Origin of the sequence: Bifidobacterium sp. LCP19S3_E9, from assembly GCF_052121135.1 — a bacterium.
Taxonomy (GTDB): domain Bacteria; phylum Actinomycetota; class Actinomycetes; order Actinomycetales; family Bifidobacteriaceae; genus Bifidobacterium; species Bifidobacterium thermacidophilum.
Window position 1 is genome coordinate 83,461 of sequence record NZ_JBQKEV010000003.1, and the last position, 19,349, is coordinate 102,809.

A 19,349-nucleotide genomic window follows, 5' to 3' on the forward strand; every position below is an offset into this window, starting at 1 on the left:
CAGCGAAACCTCCCATATCGGGTGCGGGAGATTAGGCACAAATCAGGAATTCGCCGATAATCTCCCAAACAAAACGTTGAAATTCTGCGATTCACAAAATCCGGTCTTGGAGCCGCAGTTGGGAGAACGCTGCCGGATTCGTGTATCCGCTCTAAACTCCAGCGGAAATCCGGGAGTTTACCCGCGTGGAGGCAATCCGCATGCGTCCTCCCGACGGCTCCTGCCGTCCGAGACCCACCCACGGCCCAAGGTAACAGGGCATTCGGTGTCATCGAGGGAGAACTCGCGCAGATGGTTATCTGGGGCGATAAGTCCCGCTTCACGGCGCGGCTGCATCGCTTTGCGACACGACTGCACCGCTTCACGGCATGATTGACATTGCTCCGCGACACGATTGCCAAAACAACCCCGAATCGCAGACACTCGTCGCGTTCCGAGTACACCGGAAAAGGGTTGACGCGTCCGAAGGAAAAGGGGAACAACCCTCGGACGCGCCAAGTCTCGGCTTGCGATACGTCGGCGCGGAAGGGGATGCCTGGCAGCCCGTCGGCATTGCGCACGAGCGCAGGACCCCAGCTTTTCCACGCATACCGGATTGCGACGGGTTGCGGCACATCTGTGCTGAAGACGCGGATTACGCCGTCGCCTTCGCCGGCCGTGTCGCCCGTCGTGCCGCCCGTCGCGCTATCCGCCGTAACCGGTTCGCTGAAGAGACCGGTCTTGCCGCCGTGTACTGCTCAATCATGCCCTTGGCGCTGCTGCACGAATCACCGCGAAGCGCCGATTCACTTCCCTTTGTATTATATTTTTGTGTATCAGTTTTCATCAAGGAAAGAACCAATCATGTCAGCGCTTCCCGAGGAACAACCCCCTGCACAGTCCCATGACGAATCGGACATAAAAGCAGTAAAAGCTTTCCTGAGCTCACTGAAATTATCCGAAAAAAAGGAGACTACGAAAAAAGCAATAAAAAACCTCGATTCAGATGTAGCTAAAGAGGAACCAGATATAGCCAATATCCGGTCTGCGATCATAGTTGTTATAATATCGGCCGTCCTGCTCGTCGTGGGGTTCGTACTGAAGACTTTTAGCGGTGGACCGGGGTCGGCAACTTCCTGGCTTGTTCTTGTAAGCACAGGATTGGCAACAGTGGTCCCGGCGTACTTCGGTTGGAAGTGCAAGAAATATCTGGCAATGGTCCAATTCAAAATCGATGCGCTCGATATCTGGGAAAAGTATCACGAAGTCAAAGATGACGGGAAAGAAGCGATGAGAAATCTAAGAACGGCCTATCTACTCAAGAAGTCATATATCAATACCATAACGTGGGGGTTAAGCGGAGTAACCATAGTGGCTGCTCTAATTTCAATAGTAGTCGCCAACGTATAGTAAACGACCGTTTTCTACACAATTCCACGGCCCGCTGATCCGGACCGTGTTTCATGCCGAAACGTGTATAGAAACCCGTCTAAAAATCAATGTTTAGAAACCTTACGTTATTGATGGGTTTCTATACAGGTGTCATGTGATTCTGATTGCTAGTGGAGTTTGATTCCGTACATGTTTACTTGACGGTCATAGCGCAGGGAGTCTGTGAGTTTGGCCATATCGCAGCCCAGATGCTTGGCTATCCATACGCGCATGAGGAGTATCCCCTCGTTGAGGTGCTTTAGGAGTTGTTCCCCTTCCGGCTGTGTGTGGCCTCTTCCGGCGTGTTTGATGTCTTTATACAGCTCGTTGGTTTCTTTCTTCCATGTTTCTGGATAGGAGAGAGGGATTGCCGCATCACTATTGGTGTCATCGATGATCGTTTTAATGTAATTTTCGAAGCTCTGTTCCCTTTTATGGTCGCTGCCATTGTTGTGGATGAAGTATCCGATTTTTTCAAACGCTGTGCACATCATGAGATAGTGGGTTTCAAGTGCGATGTGGACGCAGTTTTCGATTGGCTGCTTTACCTTCTGAGGTTTCGCGGGCTCGTTGGATTGGAAGAGCGAAACGAAGAACGATTGGAATTGCTCAAGTGGTAAAGGCAAGATGTCGAGCCGTTGCTTGGCGTCGTCCTTCGTGTACCAGATGCCGTGCCGGAAGGTCTCTGCGGTGTTGGTATCGATTTTTATTGCGACGAACAGTCCATACACGGGAATGTTCTTTTCCCCGTATTTCAGCACGGCATCGGATACATGGCGCCGGGCGGGCTCTCCCTCCATGGCTTCTTGGCGCGATGATCTAGACATGGTGACCTCGGTCAGAATGGTGAAGTCCTGGTATTCCCAATACAGGTCGCCTTGTCCGCCGCCGGCTGTGGAAACCGGCAGGAAATCGGAGTCCAGACGGAAACCTCGTACCTCGCTGGGATGATTGGTTAGTGCTCCCATGGCCAATGCGGCGCGCCACAGCGTCCATTCGAGGTAAATGGGCGTCTCTTCCTTCGGCACCTCGATGCCGTTGTCCTCGATGCCGTTGTCCTCGTCGTCGTTGTCGATCTTTTTCCCTCCGCCATCGATGAGCAGGGACATGTAGTCGGAGATCTCCTGCCACTGGTTGCTTTGCTCGGAGGCGTATTTCAGCTCGTCGGTGTCCATCCAGAGCTTTTCGAGGTATTGGCGGGCTATGTTGATCTCTGCGACCGTGTTCAGCGGTCGGTCGCTCAGGTCATAGAGGATGTGGTTCGCCTTCAGCTGGGACTCCATGTTAGAGAGCAAGGCTTTGGCAGTGTCGAGGTTATCGGTCGGCAGCGCCGCTCCATTGCATAGCTCCCTGTACACGTCCATGATCGGGCGACGGGTGGCGGTGTCCTTCGCTAGTTGTTCGGCAAGCAAGTGCTTCGCCGGGACGATGATGAGGCCTCGTCCTTTGCGCTGCACCACGCCGCTAATGCGGAGATAACGCATGTTCACGTCGCCGTAGTCGGTGAAGTTTTGTTCTCGTGGGAATAATCTTCGCCGCCGCGAATGTGTTGCGCAGCGCCAACGATCTGAAGCGGTAGCCGAATCGCACTCATCGCGCCGGTACGCCCTTGCGGAATCAGGATTTCCTGGTTTGCAGCCCGGGGGTGCCGGCGCGACATCCTATTCGCGGTCGTGCGTCGCGCGGTTGTACGTCGTACGTCGTGTGGTCGTGCGCGCGGTCGAATATGCGGCTGCGGCATCACCTACGGCGGATGGTAACGATATCATCGTTGTCTTTCAAGATATGAGCGCTGGGAAACCTTTGGGTTGCGCCGCTGTAAGATGAAGGGGTTAACATGCAGATAAACGTATGGACTGAAGGGTGAAAGCCATGGGCAGTGGAAAGTCGAAGGTGACTATCACCGATGTGGCAAGAGCCGCAGGGGTTTCCAGCAGCGCGGTATCCTACGCCCTCAACGGCAAGCCCGGCGTCTCCGAACAAACGCGTAAAAAGGTGCTGGAAATCGCCGATTCGATGGGTTGGAAGCCAAACAGCGCCGCCAAAGCCTTGTCCGTGGCGCATACGCACACCATTGGCGTGGTCCTGAACGCAAGCAGCACCTTGCTCGGCGTGGAGCCCTACTTCATGGAGCTGTTCTCCAGCGTTGGTGTGGAACTCGAGAAGGAAGACTACTCCCTGCTGCTGCGCTTCGCGCATGATGACGACGAGGCGCTTCGCGTACACCGCAATTGGATTGCCGCCGGCAGCGTGGACGCGGTGATGATTTTCAACGTCGAAATCGGAGACCGTCGCGTCGAGCTGTATCGGCAGCATCCTGAAGTGCCGGTGCTGGTATTCTCCGATGCATCCGTATCCGGCGGCCTGACGACCATCAGCAGCAACGACGCCGATGGGACCCGCCAAATCGTCAAATACCTGCATGATTTGGGGCATACTCATATCGCGCGCGTCGCCGGTCCTGAACGATTCGGTCACACGTATCTGCGTGATCGGGTCTTCAGTGAGGAAACCGCGAAATATGACATGCGGTATGACTGCCTGCACGCTGACTACACGCCGCAGGAAGGCCGCGATTGCACGAAACGGTTGCTGACATTGCCGCAAACGCCTACGGCGATTGTGTACGACAACGATGTGATGACGATCGAAGGCCTGCATGTGGCGTCCGCCAAGGGAATCAACGTGCCTGAAGATCTGTCGCTTATTTCGTGGGACGATTCCTACCTGTGCACGGTCACCGAACCGCGACTGACCGCGCTCGCCCGCAATATTCCTGCGCTCGGCGGGCAGGTCGTTTCGATGCTGTATGCGTTGATCGACGGCGAATCCGTCGCCAACCAGTTCGAGCCCGGATATCGGCTCATCACCCGCGAATCAACCGCCGTGCCCCGCGCTGAGTGAGGCGGAGTAGCCAGGCCTCGGGTGATTTGTGGTGTGTCTCCGGGTTGTAGGGCATTGTGGGCGTGTCCCCGGGCTTTTCTTCCACAAACTGTCTACGCTGGGGAGACTGTTTGCGTAGCTAGTTTGTGAAGGGGTGGGAGGTTGGTGATGGCGCGCTGAGAGGGTTGTGCGCCTCATCCGCGGTGACGTGCGGGTCATCGAATACGCTTTGGCGCCGCATAACCTCGACATCAAGCCAAGCGCTGCACCCGGCAAACAGCAGTCCCCAGAAGAATCCGACGAAGGACAATCCTCCGGGCACCCATACGGCGACAGCCACAGGTATCGCCATCAGCGCGACGATGATGAGGGCCGGCAGAGGGTTCCTTGGACTTGATGCAGCCGGTTCCGGCACCGTGTGGTCTTCAGTGTTTTTCAGTATCGTCTTCAGCGCTGCATCGTCCTCTTGGCACTCCATTTTCGTCCCGAATGTCATCTTCAGCTATGGCGATTTCGCTTGAATTCCAACCATCCTTGCGTCCGCGTGATAGCCTAAATCCATGACACTAGACAATGCGGGATATTCTGTCCGTTTCCCTGGCGCGGATGCGCCTGCGATGATGCAGCCCGTCACGCCGACGCCGACTACGCCAATCGCTCAGCCCGCGCTACCTGTGCAGTCAGCGCAACCTGTGCAATCAACGCAACCCGGTATCACGACATCGTCTGTGCAAGCCGTACCGCCTGTTCAGCCCGCGCGGCCTATGCAACCTGTGCCTCCCAACCCCGCCGCCGCAGTATCCATCCGCGGCCTGCTGAAGCGCTTCGGTGACAAAGTCGCCGTCAACGGTCTGTCGCTTGATATTCCCGTCGGCTCCTTCTACGGTCTGGTCGGCCCCAATGGCGCCGGCAAAACCACCACGCTCAACATGGTCACCGGCCTGCTTCGCCCGGATGGCGGTATCGCCACGATTCTCGGGCGGGATGTGTGGAGCGACGTGAACGCAGTCAAGCGCACCATCGGCGTCATGCCGCAGCCTGATGAGATTTTTAACCGTCTCACCGGCATGCAGCTGTTGGTCTACTGCGGTATGTTGCGCGGCATGCCTCGTGTTCAAGCGCTTCAGCGAGCTGGAGACCTGCTTACCGCCTTCGACCTGTCCAATGCCGCCAACGTCATGGTCGCCGACTATTCAGCGGGAATGACTAAGAAGATCTGCCTCGCATGCGCCATGATTCACAGCCCCCGCATTCTGGTGCTCGACGAACCGTTTGAATCGGTTGATCCGGTCTCCAGTGCCAATCTCAAGGACATCCTCATCGAATACGTGTCCACAGGCGGCACGGTGATCATCTCCTCGCATGTGATGGCGCTTGTCGAGAAAATGTGCACGCATGTCGCGGTCATCAATCGAGGCGTGGTATGCGCGGCCGGAACCATCAGCCAAGTGGCCGCCGGCGAGGATCTCGAAGAGCGGTTCCTGCAATTGGTCGGCGGCAGGCATGGCGCCGCGCATATCGCGTGGTTGGATGGAGGAGCGCAATGACCGCTCCCGTTCCGGCCCCGGCTTCCGTTCCGTCTCCCGCTCCCGCGCCGGTTCCTGCCCCCGGCGCACCAGCTGTTCCCACCTTCGGCGCGCCCGCTCCCGGAGCCGCTCCTCTTCAAGCGCCCGCTCCCGCCTCTGCCTCCGCCCCCGCCTCCGGCGCTCCCAAGGCGGCCGTCACGCTCATCCGCCTGCGCTGGGTCCTCACCTTCGCCTCGCTCAAGCATTCCCCGCAACGCATCATCGCCGCCATCGTGTCGCTGATTGTTGCCATCTGCCTGATTGTGGGCGCCGCCGTCACCGCGTTGAGATTCGGCGACGATGTCATGCCCGCCGCCACCCACGCCGGCGACCTGCTCAACACAATCGTGGTGCTGGGCGGGGCCGTCGCCATGCTGGGCGTCCTGCTGCTCCAACTCATGTACGTCGGTCAGGCAAGCGCCATGGATCCGCAGAAATTCAAACTGTTCGGCATCGATGACGGCAGGCTGACGCGTGGATTGTTCGCTGCCGGTATGTGTGGATTGCCGGCGATCTGCGGTATGCTCACCCTGTTTGCGTTCGCGCCGATATACCGGGGGACGAGCGCGTTGATGGTGGTTGTGGCCGTGCTGTCGGCTCCAGTGACGGTCGCCGTGCTTCTGGCCATGTCGAAGGCGATGATTTCGCTGTTTTCCGTGCTCGCGGATTCGCGGCGCACCCGCAGCTGGCTGTACATCCTGAGTATGCCGTTGTGCTTCTTCGCGTTCCAGCTGCCGAATATCCTGATGAGCTCCGGCGTCAAGGAAGTCACCTACGCAAAATATGCGGTGGTCGCCGCCTGGACGCCATTCGGAGCGGCGTTCCAGCTGCCCTTCGACGCGGGGCAGGGGCGTTGGGGTCTGATTGCGGCGCGTCTGGCAATTATCGCCGTCACCTGTTGGATATGCTATCGGGCGTGCCTGTGGTGTTTGCACAGGGAACGCACGGTCGGCGGCCGGTCTACGACGGCGCAAGTGCAGCGCGGCATCGGCATGTTCGCTCGTGTTCCCGACAGTGTGCCCGGCGCGATTTCCGCGCGTTTGGCGACGTATCTGCGTCGGGATCCCAGACAGCTGGTCATGTACGCGGCGCCTGTGCTGGTGCTGGTGGCGATGCTGTTGCAACCGGAGGATACGCGGTATGCGGTTTGGTTCGCCGTCGCTACGGGCGGGCTGGTGCTTGCCGCGCTTGAGGGCAACGGTGTCGCATATGACGGGCTCGGGTTCACGCTTGAAGTGCTCAGCGGCGTGCGGGGGATTGACGACCGGCGTGGTCGCGTTCGCGTGCACGTGGCGATTATCCTCGTGTACTTGACGTTGCTTTCAATCGTGTGCGTGGCGGCGACCGGCGCGTGGACGCCGAAGACCGGACTGGACATGTCAGTGATGTTCTGGGCGTTGAGTGTGGGGCTCGGATTGTGCGCGGTCGGTGTGGCCGAGGTGATTTCACCGGTGTTCATGTATCCGATAGCCCCTGCGGATCGGCCGTTTTCCACGCCTCAGGGCCGTGCGGCCAGTCAGGCGCTGATTCCGCTGATTCATATGTTCGGGTCGATGATTGTGCTGTTGCCGACGGGGTTGGTTGCGATGGCGCTTGCGATGGCGGGTGTCAGCGATGCCGGTTTGCCGTGGTGTGTCGCGCTCGCCGCGCTGCTCAACGGTGTCGGCGTTCTCGCGCTGGGGACGTGGCTGGGTGGCATTGTGCTGGATGAGCGCCAACTGACGGTGCTTGACCACCTGCGTGATTTCGCGTCCCTCCAGTAAACCGCGGCCTGTCCTGTTATCGTCTCCCCACATACACGTCTCCCCACATACAAACTGGTTACGCTAGGACCGTCGTCAGCGTAACCAGTTTGTGTATTGTCGTCCGGAGCATCGGACCGCGGTGTTGTCCGGGGTGCCATACCCGGGTGTCATGCCGTGGTGCCGTTCCGGTGTGTATCCCTCTCAACCTTCTGCCGACGCTGACTGGCTCCTGAGCGTCGGTAGAAGCAGGCCGGAACCCCCGAAAACACAAACTGGTTACGCTGAGGGGATCCTTAGCGTAACCAGTTTGGGAAAGGGAACGGCAGTCTGGGGGACAGGCCGCTAAGGCTCACGATTGCTGCGTACTCACGCTTGCGTCGCACTCGCGCCGGCGGCATCGCCCTTGCGGGAGACGGTCAGCTGGTAGGCGATCAGCAGCACCGCGAGCCAAATCGGCCCAATCACCACGGCCACACGGTAGCTGGGGGAGAAGCACATGAGCACAACCACGAGCGCCATAAACGCGAGCACCAGCCACGGCGTGACCTTGGCGAGCGGCAGCTTGAAGTGAATCGCGTCAAGCGCGTCCTGCCCACTGCGTCCGGCGAGCTCGTTCGGTCCGTCACCCGCTGCGACGGCCTTGCGGAAGTGCATTTCGGTAAGCATGATCATTGACCAGTTGATCACTGCGGCGATCGTCGCGATGCTCATCAGGTAGTTGAACGCGAATTGCGGCCACAGGAACACCACCACCACAGCGATTACCGTGATCGCTGCCGAGGTCAGCACTGCCGCAGCCGGCACACCGCGCTTGTTCAGTCGGCCGAGATACGCGGGCGCGTTGCCTTGCTTCGCAAGCGAATACAGCATGCGCGAGTTCGAATACAGGCCAGAATTGTAGACGCTCATCACCGCGGTCAGGCACACGAAGTTGAGGATGCCGGCGGCCGCGTGCACGCCCACGGAATCGAAAATCTGCACGAACGGGCTTGACTTGCCGTCGATCGTATTCCACGGCACCACCGCCATGATCACGCCGAGCGCGGCGACATAGAAGACCAGGATGCGCCAGATAACGCCGTTCGTCGCCTTCGGAATGGTGGTGCGCGGATCCTCCGCCTCGCCTGCGGTCACGCCGATGAGCTCAGTGCCGCCGAAGCTGAACATGACCACGCACAGCGCCATTAGCAGGCCGGTCCACTGACCGTCTGACCCGCGGGACAGCAGACCGTGGGGCATGAATCCGCCACCTATTGTGAACCAGTTCGCGAAGGACGCCCGCACGCCGGACACGCCCGGAATCCCCATGATGATCACCGCAATGCCGCCGACAATCATCGCCAGAACCGCAGCGATCTTGATAATTGCGAACCAGAACTCAAACTCACCGAACTTCGAGACGCCCATCAGGTTCATCGCGGTGATCAGCACCAGGAAGAACGCCGCGGACGCCCATTGCGGAATCGCCGGGAACCAGTAGTTCACGAACGAGCCGACCACCGCAAGCTCGACCATCGACACGAGAATGTAGTTGAACCAGTAATTCCAGCCGGATATGAAACCAGCGCGCTTCGACCAGTAGCGGGTTGCGTAATAGCTGAACGCGCCGGCTCTCGGCTCTTCGACGCTCATCTCCGACATCGCGCGCACAATCAGGAAAATCGCGAGACCGCCGATCACGTACGCAAGCAGAATACTCGGCCCCGCAAGGCTGATCGATTCGCTCGACCCGTAAAACAGGCCAGTGCCGATGGCTCCACCCAGCGCAATGAGCTGGATATGGCGGTTTTTCAATGATTTGTGCAGACTTGGCTGGTTGTCGGTTGCTGCGGCGGTTGCAGTCGCGGCAGTCGCAGCGGTTGCGTCAGTTGTCTGCTGCTGTGCCGACGCCTCGCCATGCGTTTTCGCCTGCACTGGCTCAGTGTTCTTGATGCTCATGCTTTCCTCTCTGATTGCTCAGGTCGCGCGCCGGCAATCATCGGTGCGGCGCTGCGACGGTGATATTGTAGCGCGCAGACACGAGGCATCCCGCCGTCATCTCACGCGACGGTTGCGTTCGCGCCCGACCTGGCGCACAAAATCGCAGAAGCCATAGTCCTGCCGCCATATCTCACGTGGCGTCATCTCGTGTGACGGTTGCGTTCGCGCGGCGAAGCCTCTCCATGTGGTTCCGCCGAACTCTGCGCCATGGCGTGCAACACCGGCGGCAACGACTGCGTGTAAATCACGTGCGCAATCGCTTCAGGTGTGGCGGAAACCCCGTCATCCACCCACGACTGCACAAGCCCGAGCCCGCCGGTGATGCAGAACAGCAGTCGCATATTGGCGAGAATGGGGTCTGCCCCTTCGGACTGCGCGCGGGACTGCCAATTGCTGTAATCGAGAATGATGGAGATGAGCCTGCGTTGGAATTGCGGATCGGTTTTCAGGCTCAGCAGAATCTGGACGCGATCCTTGTTGTCCGCTGCGTATTGGCAAATACTGGTGATGACCGGCTCAAGATCGGCCCGCAGCGTGGTCTTGAACGCCGTGGCGATTGCGTGGTCCAGCCATGTGAGCGTCTCATTCTCGATATCCGTGACCAGATCCTGGATATTGTCGTAATAGCTGTAAAACGTTGAGCGGTTAATCCCGGCCCGCTGGCAAACCTCTTTCACGCTGATTGACTGCAACGGCTGGGTTTGCAACAGTTTGATGACGGTATCCTGCAGAACGTGACGAGTGAATCTTGTCCGAGCATTGTCTGTGCGTTCGCGTGGCATTGTGCCCCCCATGAGCGTTGCATCGGTCACACGTATTACTTACCTAGCTACCACTATCTGATTGAATACGCAAACGATGTTACAGTACGTGGCGCATCTCGTCTTAGGGCACAACGGCAATTTTCCGCCATCGCGACAATAATGGCGGTATGACCGTTGATCTTGTCTCGCTTACCATCATCATGCTCGTGGCGGTGCTGTGCCCAGTCATCGTGCAGCTCGTCCCCGGCAAACCCGTGCCGCAGACCGTGCTGTTGCTGCTCGCCGGGGCGTTGCTGGGGCCGCATATGTTCGGGGTGATTCAGGTCAGTGAATCGGTGCAGTTGCTCAGCGAGCTCGGTCTCGCGTTCCTGTTCCTGCTGGCCGGGTACGAGATCGACCCCAAGCAGTTGGGCGGGCATCAGGGCCGCGTGGGGTTGGCGACGTGGGCGGCGACATTCGTGCTTGCGTTCGCGGTGATTACCTTCGTGCCGTATTTCAAACGGCATGACATGACCGGAATGGCCGCGGTGATCACGCTCACCACGACCGCGCTCGGCACGCTAATGCCGATTCTCAAGGAACGCGGACTCGAAGGCACGCCGGTCGGCAACGCGGTGGTCGCCTACGGCACGTGGGGTGAGCTGTGCCCGGTGCTGATGATGGCGGTGTTGCTGTCCACGCGCTCGCAATGGCAGACTTTCCTCACCCTCGCCGTATTCGCCGTGATTTGCGCGATCGCGGCGCTTGTGCCAGCGAAGGCGCGCAAGGCGGGCAACCGGTTCTACAGGCTCGTGACCAAGCATTCGAACATTTCCGAGCAGGTACTCATGCGCCTGACTGTGCTGCTGCTCATCACGCTGGTGACGGTGTCCGCGATTTTCGACCTTGACGTGGTGTTGGGCGCGTTTGCCGCGGGATTCATTCTGCGATACGTGATTCCGGAAGGCTCGCAGACCTTGGAAACACGGCTTGACGGCATTTCGTACGGCTTCTTCATCCCGATTTTCTTCGTCGTTTCTGGCGCGGCGATTGATTTGAAGGCCGTCGGCGGCAATCCGGGATTGCTGATTGTGTTCATCGTCGTGCTGATGCTGATTCGCGCGGTGCCCGTGTATATCGCCATGTCCTTGGACCGCAAGGCGAACCCGATGTCCTCGCATCACCGTGTGACCGTCGCTGTGTATTGTGCGACCGCGCTGCCGTTGATTGTTGCGGTGACGACAGTCGCGGTTAAGGCGGGGACAATGCAGCAGATGACCGCGTCCACGCTGGTCGCCGCCGGTGCGGTGACGGTGTTCTTGATGCCGTTGCTCGCCGGGCTGACCTACCGCGTGGCGGATGTGCACCCGGTGACCGCGATCGGCGAGATTGCGCACGACCCGCACGATTACCGGCAGATTCTGCACGAACATATCGAGATGGCGCATCTGCTACGGCATGCGGAACGGATGGACGTGTTCGTCGCGCGCATGGATACGTTGCCGCCGGCTGCGAGTGCCGCGGATGCGAAACTGCGGGCGGAGTTGGTGCAACGCGCTGAGCGGGAGCGCGACCGGTGCTTGCGCGAGCTGGGCATCGACCCAGCGACCGCGCGGGAGTATCGGGAGGACACGGTGAAGCGCTGGCGGCAGGCGGCGAGCAAGCGGGCTGGTGGTGCTGCGAGTGCGGGTGGTACTGGTGACGCTGGCGCTGGTGACGCTGGTGCTTCCGGGGGTGCCGCCTGATCTGGCACTTTGTGAGTGGAACCACACACAACGCCCCTCGGCAGTGCCCGGAACCTTGGCCTGGGCCGTCTGGCCCGTCACTTTGTGAGTCAATCCTCACAAAGTCCAGTTGCCGTGTTTTCCACCCGTCCGTTGGACGATTGCCGCGTCTACCGCACCCCGCGTCCGCAACCCCGACCGCGCCTACCGCCCGTTCGGCGCGCGGCCGGTGGTTTCGCGCAGCACCAAGGTCGCCGGAACGAGCTCATGGGTCCGCTCCGGCGCCTCGCCTCGCAACAGCGCTAGGACCTTGCGGGCGGCCGCATTGCCGAGTGCGACCGGATTCTGGTGCAAGGTCGTCAGGTCAAGGGTGCGCGAGACTGGCGCGTCGTCGAAGCCCATGATGGAAAAGTCGCGTGGCGCCGCCAGATGCTGCCGTCGCAGCTCCTTGTACACCGCGGCCGTGAACTCGTCGGTCTCGCCCATGATGCCGGTCGGGTGCTGCTCACACGACAGCAGTCTCGCCACAATCCCGGCGGCGGTCGCGTCCAACATGGCAGGGGTCGTGTCGTGGTGATCGGCCCCGATCATCACGATGTCGTCATCGCCGTACGCGGCTTGGGCGGCGGCAGTCCGGAACGCGGCCACGCGCGTCGAGGTGCCATAGACCATGTCGTGGGGGATGTAGTCGTGCACGAAGGCGATGCGCCGATGGCCGAGCGACCGCAGCAGCTGCACGCCTGAGGTGATGGCGGCGGCGTTGTCGATGCCGATGGAGGCGTCGAATCCGGCGGTTGACGGCGAATTCAGCCCGACGACGGGCATGCCGAGCGCGGAAAGCTGGTCGTGCAGCGCGGTGTCGAATTCGAAGGATGTGATGATGATCGCGTCGGCGTTGCGGTCACGCGGCAGGTCGCGGAAGAAGCGGTCGAGCTGCTCGCGGTTGGTCACGAAAGCCGGGATGGTGTCGTAGCCTTCCGGAGCGAGGACATCGTAGACACCTTGCAGCACGGATGCGTTGAACCAGGTGTTCAACGGCCCGGAGACGAGCAGCAGCACGCGCATGGTCCGGCCGGAGGCGAGGGTTGACGCGCTTTTTGACAGGGTGAAGTTCAAGGCTTCCGCCGCCTGCTCGACTTTTGCCCGTGTCGCGGGGCTTACGTTCGCGCTGCCCCTGAGCGCGCGGGATACGGTGGCTTGCGATACGCCTGCCGCCGCCGCTACGTCGCTGATTGTCGCCCTTGCCATGGTGCTCCTTGCTTGTTGACCGCTTCCATCGTATCGAAACCGTTGGAACATATGGCAACACGCGGCGGAAATCAAAATATTTGTGCGGTCGTAATGAAAGCGCTATCATTATGTTGCAATACAACGACTTGTCAAGGGCGACGACGGCTCTCCAACTTCCCGGCAACACCCGCGACAAGACGCAAGAATCACGAGAAGTGTACGTTTCCGGCCAGTGAGGCCGGCGAAGGATGTAACCGCTGTCATCGTGGTGGTGCAACTGAGTCACACGCCCATCACCATGACCTAGCGTAGAAAGGAAAGCGCATGGCAGAACGCAAGTCCCCACAGTCTGCGCAAGAATCCACGGCATCGGATCGCGCCGCAGCGGCCTGGTGGCATCAGGCGGTGGTCTATCAGGTCTATCCGCGTTCGTTCAAGGACACCACCGGTTCCGGCCTTGGCGACATCGCCGGTGTTACCAGCCGCATCGGCTACCTCAAGCAGCTGGGCGTCGACGCGATTTGGCTCAGCCCCTTCTACCCGAGCCAGCTCGCCGACGGCGGGTATGATGTCGACGATTACCGCAACGTCGATCCGAAACTCGGCACCATGGACGATTTCGACAAACTCGCCAAAACCGCGCACGAGGCCGATATCAAGATCGTCGTCGATATCGTCCCCAACCATTCCTCCAACCTGCACCCCTGGTTCAAGGCCGCGCTTGCCGCTGGGCCAGGCTCGCCGGAACGCGACCGTTACATCTTCCGCGACGGCCGCGGCGAACATGGCGAACTGCCGCCCACTGACTGGGTGTCCCATTTCGGCGGCCCCGCGTGGACGCGCGTGCCCGACGGACAGTGGTATCTGCACCTGTTCACCGTGGAGCAGCCCGACTGGAACTGGAAGAACCCGGATGTGCGAGCTGACTTCATCAAAACCCTGCGTTTTTGGCTTGACCACGGCGCTGACGGCTTCCGTGTCGATGTTGCGCACGGCCTGTGCAAGGACCTCAACCGCGACAATCTCGACCAGTGGAGTGTCACCCCGCCAAGCCTGCCCGCCGACGGCAGTCATCCGCTGTACGATCGCGACGACGTGCATCAGATTTACCGCGAGTGGCGCAAGGTGTTCAACGAGTATGACCCGCCGGCATTCGCCGTGGCCGAGGCGTGGGTCAATCCTGCGCGGCAGTATCTGTACGCGTCCGACGACGAGCTCGGCCAGGTGTTCAACTTCGAGTTCGCGAAGAAGAACTGGGTGCGTGACGACATGCATCAGGCGATCGAGGAAGGTCTCGAGGCGGCGCGTCGTTCTGGCTCTACCGCCACGTGGGTGATGAGTAATCACGATGTTCCGCGTCACGCCAGCCGTTACGCACTGCCGCAAGTGCCGAGCACGCGGCATCATCAGTTGGCGCATGATTGGCTGCTGCGTGACGGCACCAGCTATCACGAGGATCGCGAAGTCGGCACGCGCCGCGCCCGGGCCGCGATTTTGATGGAGCTTGCGTTGCCCGGTTCGGCGTACCTGTACCAGGGCGAAGAGCTCGGCCTGTTCGAGGTCGCTGATATTCCGTGGGACAAGCTCGAGGATCCGACCGCGCGCAATAGCGAGCGTGCGGCCAAGGACAAGGGACGCGACGGGTGCCGCGTCCCCCTGCCGTGGGTCGCCGCCGACGGGGTCGAGGGGTCGTTCGGCTTCTCGCCTCGCGTGAAATCCGTGGGCGCTGGCGTTTCCGCCGATCAGGCCGGGCAGCCGTCGGAGCCGGCGCACCTGCCACAGCCCGCATGGTTCGCTGATTTCGCCGCCGACCGTGAGAGCGCGCAGCCGGAGTCGATGTTAAACCTGTACCGCAGGGCGTTGGCGTTGCGCCATGAGCTGATGCCGGCCGACACAACGTTGACTTGGCTGGATGAAGACCGCCCGTCTGATGTGCCGGATGGCGCTGACGGTCAGCACGGCGGCGTGATTGCTTACCGCCGGTCCAACGGCTGGGCGAGTGTGACCAATTTCGGTGCGGAACCTGTCGCATTGCCGGCGGGCGAGGTGCTGCTCACCTCCGGCGAGCTGTGCTCCGACGGACGGCTGCCGCAAGACACCACCGCTTGGCTGCGGTTGAACCAGGACTGATAGCGCTTTCATCGCTGGCTGCCAGCTGGCGTTGCCACTCTGCCTGTCCCGCGGCGCGTGGCGGCGGGACAGGCATTGGTATCTGGCGGCGGTGCGGCTGCGGAGTTGCACCGCCGCCAGGTATCTCCCTTGGCGCGGTGATAAAGATTATCAACTAGCAGGTCGACTGTCTGGTTGCCCTTGACCATTCTGGTTGAGTATTGACTGAGGCTGCCTTGGCGGATGGCAAAGCCCAGGGTAATGAGGTCATTGCGCACGCGCATCACCGAGTGCTCGTATGAGAGCACGTTGATGAGGAAATTGGCGTCTGTGGTTGGGCGGATGGCGACGTGATGCATCAGTGCATGCAGTTGCGTCATCAGGCCGCCGGTCAGCATCCACGTATGCGGGTCATCGGTGAATTACGCAAGGCGGAACACGGTTTCCCACGGTGTGGAATGCGGGATATCAACTACTGGTAACGGTATGATGATCCTTTCTGTTGAAATCGTGCAACAGTGAGTCAAGCATGTCGAGTCCGGCGTTGCTTTCTCTTGGGTCCGGCGACTGCGCCAAATCGGCGGCGCAGACGCTCAGGGGCATCTCGTCGCCATGCGGTGGAAGAAAGTTTGCAGTGTGTATGATCAATGTTGTCGGGGAAGTGTTTTCGCGAATGAAGGTGCGCTTCATCAGGGAGGCGCTGATTGCCGCCGAAAGATAGCCTTCCAATATGGAGGGGGATTCCAGCTGGAATGTTGGGGCGGTCTGGTCGGTGCATCCAGATGGAATGATGTACCGTCGGATTGTCTGGATATCTGAGTGATGCGCCCAGAAGCAGGTTCGAGTGGCGCGCATTCGCACGGTTTCAGACAAGTGGCGCGCGTCCGTTGACTTCAGCATGGTGTGGATTCGATACCGTTCTTGCGGGGTGATCCACGTTGTGGGCAGCCCCGCAATAAGGTACAGCGAGGCGAAGGCCATGCGTGGGGATAGCGGCCGGCCTGCCGAGCGAGGACGTGCCCTGTATGCAAGTACTGATTCATTGCTGATAAGCAGACTGTGTTGCGCGATGTCGGCGACACTGAGTGTGCCCTGTTCCGCCAGCGCGCGGACGCGTCTGGGGCTGATGCCAAGGCGTGAGGCTGCTTGGGCTACGGTGATAAATGTTCCGTCCGTTCGTATCTGCTTCATAATCATAGTATGTACATAATTATACCGATTACGGAAGAATACATGATATTTATGCCTCAAGATCCTTGGATTAGGCGTGGTGATAGTCACAACTATTCGCGAATACGTATAGTTTTGACTATCGCTGCCCCCGGAGTCCATCGCCTGCGATGGGTATGATGGGTGGATAATTGCCCGCAGAACCCACAGAAAGGCGATTATGGACACGCTCACGGCCGAGAAGGTCCGCAACCAGGTTTTCAAGCTCACCTTCTTCAACGAGGGGTACAGGATCGATGACGTCGATTCCCTGCTTGACAAAATCGCCGAGTCGCTTGCGGCGTGGGAGACGCATCACCCTGAGAGCGTGACGGTGACCTCCGACATGCTCGTTCCGTCCCAGCTGCCGGTCGCGCGCTTCCGGGAGACGTACAAGAAGGACGGTGTCGATGCGTTCATCGAGGAAGCTCGAGAAGCGTTGGAGTTTTACGAAACCTACAGGTACCGCTGAGGTGACGGGCAGTGAGGGGTCGTCTGACCAAAGCGCGCTGAGGACGCGGACCTAGGAACCCGCTGATATGGCCCGCTGATAGGGCCTGCAGATGAGGCTGGCTGATGGAATCCGCTGAGGAAGCGGGCTTGGGACGCTGGGCGGGAAACCGGATCATGCGTACGGAATATGGGTATAACCATACGGGGTCCATGACAGGGACCCGCGCAAGGGGTCCACCCCAACCAATCCGAAACGCCGAGTATGCTCATCGTAATTGACCAGAATGTAGGGGGGTATCCCCAATACTGATATACCTTGGGAAAGTGCTCGAAATGACATTAGCAAAGCAACCGTCTCATATCTTGAAATTCTTGATAATCTAGTCACGTCAATGAAATACAGGGGGGGTATGGTGAGGGGAGACGGAGAATCGAGCCCAAATACACTAGTGGGCAAATAAAAGCAGTGGGGGTTGTTCAGCGAGGCAGCCATCTGGTACCGTCCGACTTGTTCGCAAACTGAGCCGGTTGCTTCCCCGACCCCTCGTCCTGAGGGAGGCAGGTGAGATGAGAGACGGAAAATTCACTATCAAAGAACGGGCCTATCTCGCCAGCTTGCCTGCAGTGAAAAGCGTGAGTGCATCGCATATCCGCTATTCTGACCAATTTCGTGTCGAGGTCATGTGCCGATACCGTGCGGGCGAATCCCCGTCGGATATCTTCCGCGAAGCGGGTTTGGACCCCAAGCTGATTGGCTATAAACGCATCGAGCGGTGTATCGCGCGGTGGAGAAAACAGCTGGAACGCGAAGAACGGAGCGGGAAGCAGCCTCAACGCTATCTGCAAGACATCGACGATATTCAAGTTGTGCAGGACGGTGACATCGCACAAGACGCCCCGAGCGCGCAGACGGCAATCGATGCTGCGCAAGACCCGATATCAAAACTCGCGCAGGCGCAACTCGCCATCAACAAACGCGATCTGCTGATTGCCAGGCAGGCGTTGCGCATTGATGAGCTGGAACGGGTATTGCGCAAATTCGTCCGGCGATGACTGTAATGAATTCGCCACAAGTGTGGGAGATGAACTGTGGCTGGTAAACACGTGCGGATGGTTCATACCCGAGACCCGCATACGCCCCTGACTGCGCCTGCGCGCGTTGAGACGCCGGATTTCGAACAGCTGCTCGATGTCTCTGAACAGATGCAGGCCATTCGGCGCGACCAGATGAAGCGCAATATCACTCGTGTGATGGCCGTGGTACTGATTGTCCTGTCAATCTGTATCGGTGCCTTCCCCTCGCTGATGCAATACCGATCGGCGAGAGAGCTGACTCGCGATTCGAACCAGTCTGCAAAGACCGTGGAGCAGTGGCCATATCCGAAGGCAGATGACGAAATTGCCGCCGCCAAGGCGTATAACCAACGCCTTGCGGCATCCGGACAGCCTATTCTCGGCGAAGCCAGGGATCCGTTCGCATCCACGGCAGGCGTTTCGCGGGCTGACGGTTCCGACAGCGCGAGTTCGAACGACAAGGAATATCAAAGCCTGTTGGATTCGGGCTCGGGGGTTATGGGAACGATTCGGATTCCGAAAATCTCGGTGGATCTGCCGATTTACCACGGCACTTCGCAGTCGGTGCTGGCTTCCGGTGCAGGCCATCTTTATGGCACCAGTCTACCTGTAGGGGGTAAAAGCACACACGCCGTCATCACGGGGCATCGCGGGATGCTCGAGGCGGCGATGTTCACTCGGCTGGATGAGATGCATATCGGCGATTACTTCTACATCAAGGTGATGGGGCATACGCTCGGTTACAAAGTCGACCGCATCACCGTGATCGAGCCAAACGACACCTCGCAGCTGAGAATCGTTCCCGGTGAGGATCGGGTCACGTTGATGACCTGCACGCCGTATGGAGTCAATACGCAGCGATTGCTGGTCTCCGCCGTGCGTTCGGCCATCCCCAACGGCATTCCATACGAGCAGGATGCTGCGCCGGACGCCCGCGCAATCGCCATCGGCGTGGGCGTGGCAATGTTGGTATGCGGATTGCTGATTATCGCGATTGTGCGGGGTCATCGGCGTTTCGCCGAAGTGCGTGTCATTCGCCGGCATGCGGCCGAGTGACCAAATCATGCAGAATCATTGCAATGTTGACTGTCGTCGATTGTTTGTTTGTTTGATGTCACCCCTGTCTGTGCGGCGGAACGGCAGGACGAACTATGGCCGTTCCATGCCGGGAAATCGTTGACAACGCTGTCTATATTTCGCCGACATTCCCCCCGACATTCCCCC

15 protein-coding genes and 1 pseudogene are annotated in these 19,349 nt (G+C 59.5%); 9 read left to right on the forward strand and 7 right to left on the reverse strand.

Features of this window, described 5'->3' with window-relative positions:
• Positions 1 to 843: 843 nt before the first annotated feature.
• Complete coding sequence (locus tag ACTQYB_RS02280; RefSeq protein WP_441481754.1) at positions 844 to 1,389, forward strand: hypothetical protein; 546 nt, start codon at positions 844 to 846, stop codon at positions 1,387 to 1,389.
• A gap of 149 nt (positions 1,390 to 1,538) precedes the next feature.
• Here ACTQYB_RS02280 and ACTQYB_RS02285 read toward each other — a convergent pair.
• A pseudogene (locus tag ACTQYB_RS02285) lies at positions 1,539 to 2,912 on the reverse strand (AlwI family type II restriction endonuclease); the annotation flags it as partial.
• 370 nt (positions 2,913 to 3,282) lie between these two features.
• Between ACTQYB_RS02285 and ACTQYB_RS02290 the strand changes: the two are divergent.
• On the forward strand, positions 3,283 to 4,314 hold the full coding sequence (locus ACTQYB_RS02290; RefSeq protein ID WP_033506521.1) for a LacI family DNA-binding transcriptional regulator: 1,032 nt from the start codon (positions 3,283 to 3,285) through the stop codon (positions 4,312 to 4,314).
• A 118-nt stretch (positions 4,315 to 4,432) separates the two neighbouring features.
• Here the strand turns inward: ACTQYB_RS02290 and ACTQYB_RS02295 are convergent, their stop codons facing one another.
• On the reverse strand, positions 4,433 to 4,789 hold the full coding sequence (locus ACTQYB_RS02295) for a hypothetical protein (protein ID WP_441481755.1): 357 nt from the start codon (positions 4,787 to 4,789) through the stop codon (positions 4,433 to 4,435).
• Positions 4,790 to 5,057: 268 nt separating this feature from the next.
• Between ACTQYB_RS02295 and ACTQYB_RS02300 the strand changes: the two genes are divergently transcribed.
• Positions 5,058 to 5,840, forward strand: coding sequence for an ABC transporter ATP-binding protein (locus ACTQYB_RS02300; protein WP_033493646.1), 783 nt, complete (start codon positions 5,058 to 5,060; stop codon positions 5,838 to 5,840).
• A complete protein-coding gene (locus tag ACTQYB_RS02305; protein WP_441481756.1) occupies positions 5,837 to 7,621 on the forward strand; it encodes an ABC transporter permease in 1,785 nt (594 codons plus the stop codon). Before ACTQYB_RS02300 ends, ACTQYB_RS02305 begins: the two co-directional genes overlap by 4 nt.
• A gap of 348 nt (positions 7,622 to 7,969) precedes the next feature.
• Here ACTQYB_RS02305 and ACTQYB_RS02310 read toward each other — a convergent pair whose 3' ends face one another.
• Positions 7,970 to 9,541, reverse strand: coding sequence for an amino acid permease (locus ACTQYB_RS02310; protein WP_321046776.1), 1,572 nt, complete (start codon positions 9,539 to 9,541; stop codon positions 7,970 to 7,972).
• 182 nt (positions 9,542 to 9,723) lie between these two features.
• On the reverse strand, positions 9,724 to 10,365 hold the full coding sequence (locus tag ACTQYB_RS02315; protein ID WP_441481757.1) for a TetR/AcrR family transcriptional regulator C-terminal domain-containing protein: 642 nt from the start codon (positions 10,363 to 10,365) through the stop codon (positions 9,724 to 9,726).
• Positions 10,366 to 10,514: 149 nt separating this feature from the next.
• On the opposite strand from ACTQYB_RS02315, the gene ACTQYB_RS02320 reads away from it, so the two are divergent.
• Positions 10,515 to 12,071, forward strand: coding sequence for a cation:proton antiporter (locus tag ACTQYB_RS02320; RefSeq protein WP_441481758.1), 1,557 nt, complete (start codon positions 10,515 to 10,517; stop codon positions 12,069 to 12,071).
• Between the two features lie 183 nt (positions 12,072 to 12,254).
• Here the strand turns inward: ACTQYB_RS02320 and ACTQYB_RS02325 are convergent, their stop codons facing one another.
• Positions 12,255 to 13,298 carry a LacI family DNA-binding transcriptional regulator gene (locus tag ACTQYB_RS02325; RefSeq protein WP_321046774.1) on the reverse strand — a complete coding sequence of 348 codons (1,044 nt, stop codon included), beginning with the start codon at positions 13,296 to 13,298 and terminating at the stop codon, positions 12,255 to 12,257.
• A 306-nt stretch (positions 13,299 to 13,604) separates the two neighbouring features.
• Here ACTQYB_RS02325 and ACTQYB_RS02330 point away from each other — a divergent pair, with 306 nt between their 5' ends.
• Complete coding sequence (locus ACTQYB_RS02330; protein WP_441495899.1) at positions 13,605 to 15,410, forward strand: glycoside hydrolase family 13 protein; 1,806 nt, start codon at positions 13,605 to 13,607, stop codon at positions 15,408 to 15,410.
• Between the two features lie 8 nt (positions 15,411 to 15,418).
• Here ACTQYB_RS02330 and ACTQYB_RS02335 read toward each other — a convergent pair whose 3' ends face one another.
• Both ACTQYB_RS02335 and ACTQYB_RS02340 read right to left on the reverse strand, forming a co-directional pair.
• Positions 15,419 to 15,787, reverse strand: coding sequence for a hypothetical protein (locus ACTQYB_RS02335; protein ID WP_441481760.1), 369 nt, complete (start codon positions 15,785 to 15,787; stop codon positions 15,419 to 15,421).
• Positions 15,788 to 15,857: 70 nt separating this feature from the next.
• Positions 15,858 to 16,580 carry a helix-turn-helix domain-containing protein gene (locus ACTQYB_RS02340; RefSeq protein WP_441481761.1) on the reverse strand — a complete coding sequence of 241 codons (723 nt, stop codon included), beginning with the start codon at positions 16,578 to 16,580 and terminating at the stop codon, positions 15,858 to 15,860.
• 199 nt (positions 16,581 to 16,779) lie between these two features.
• On the opposite strand from ACTQYB_RS02340, the gene ACTQYB_RS02345 reads away from it, so the two are divergent.
• The 3 genes from ACTQYB_RS02345 to ACTQYB_RS02355 all read left to right on the forward strand — a co-directional run bounded on the left by ACTQYB_RS02345 (position 16,780) and on the right by ACTQYB_RS02355 (position 19,181).
• Positions 16,780 to 17,070 carry a DivIVA domain-containing protein gene (locus ACTQYB_RS02345; RefSeq protein ID WP_033506535.1) on the forward strand — a complete coding sequence of 97 codons (291 nt, stop codon included), beginning with the start codon at positions 16,780 to 16,782 and terminating at the stop codon, positions 17,068 to 17,070.
• 548 nt (positions 17,071 to 17,618) lie between these two features.
• Entirely contained in the window at positions 17,619 to 18,104 is a 486-nt protein-coding gene (locus tag ACTQYB_RS02350) for an HTH domain-containing protein (RefSeq protein WP_321046770.1), read from the forward strand.
• Positions 18,105 to 18,161: 57 nt separating this feature from the next.
• Positions 18,162 to 19,181, forward strand: a complete 1,020-nt coding sequence (locus ACTQYB_RS02355; RefSeq protein ID WP_331335023.1) for a class C sortase — start codon at positions 18,162 to 18,164, stop codon at positions 19,179 to 19,181.
• Positions 19,182 to 19,349: the final 168 nt, after the last annotated feature.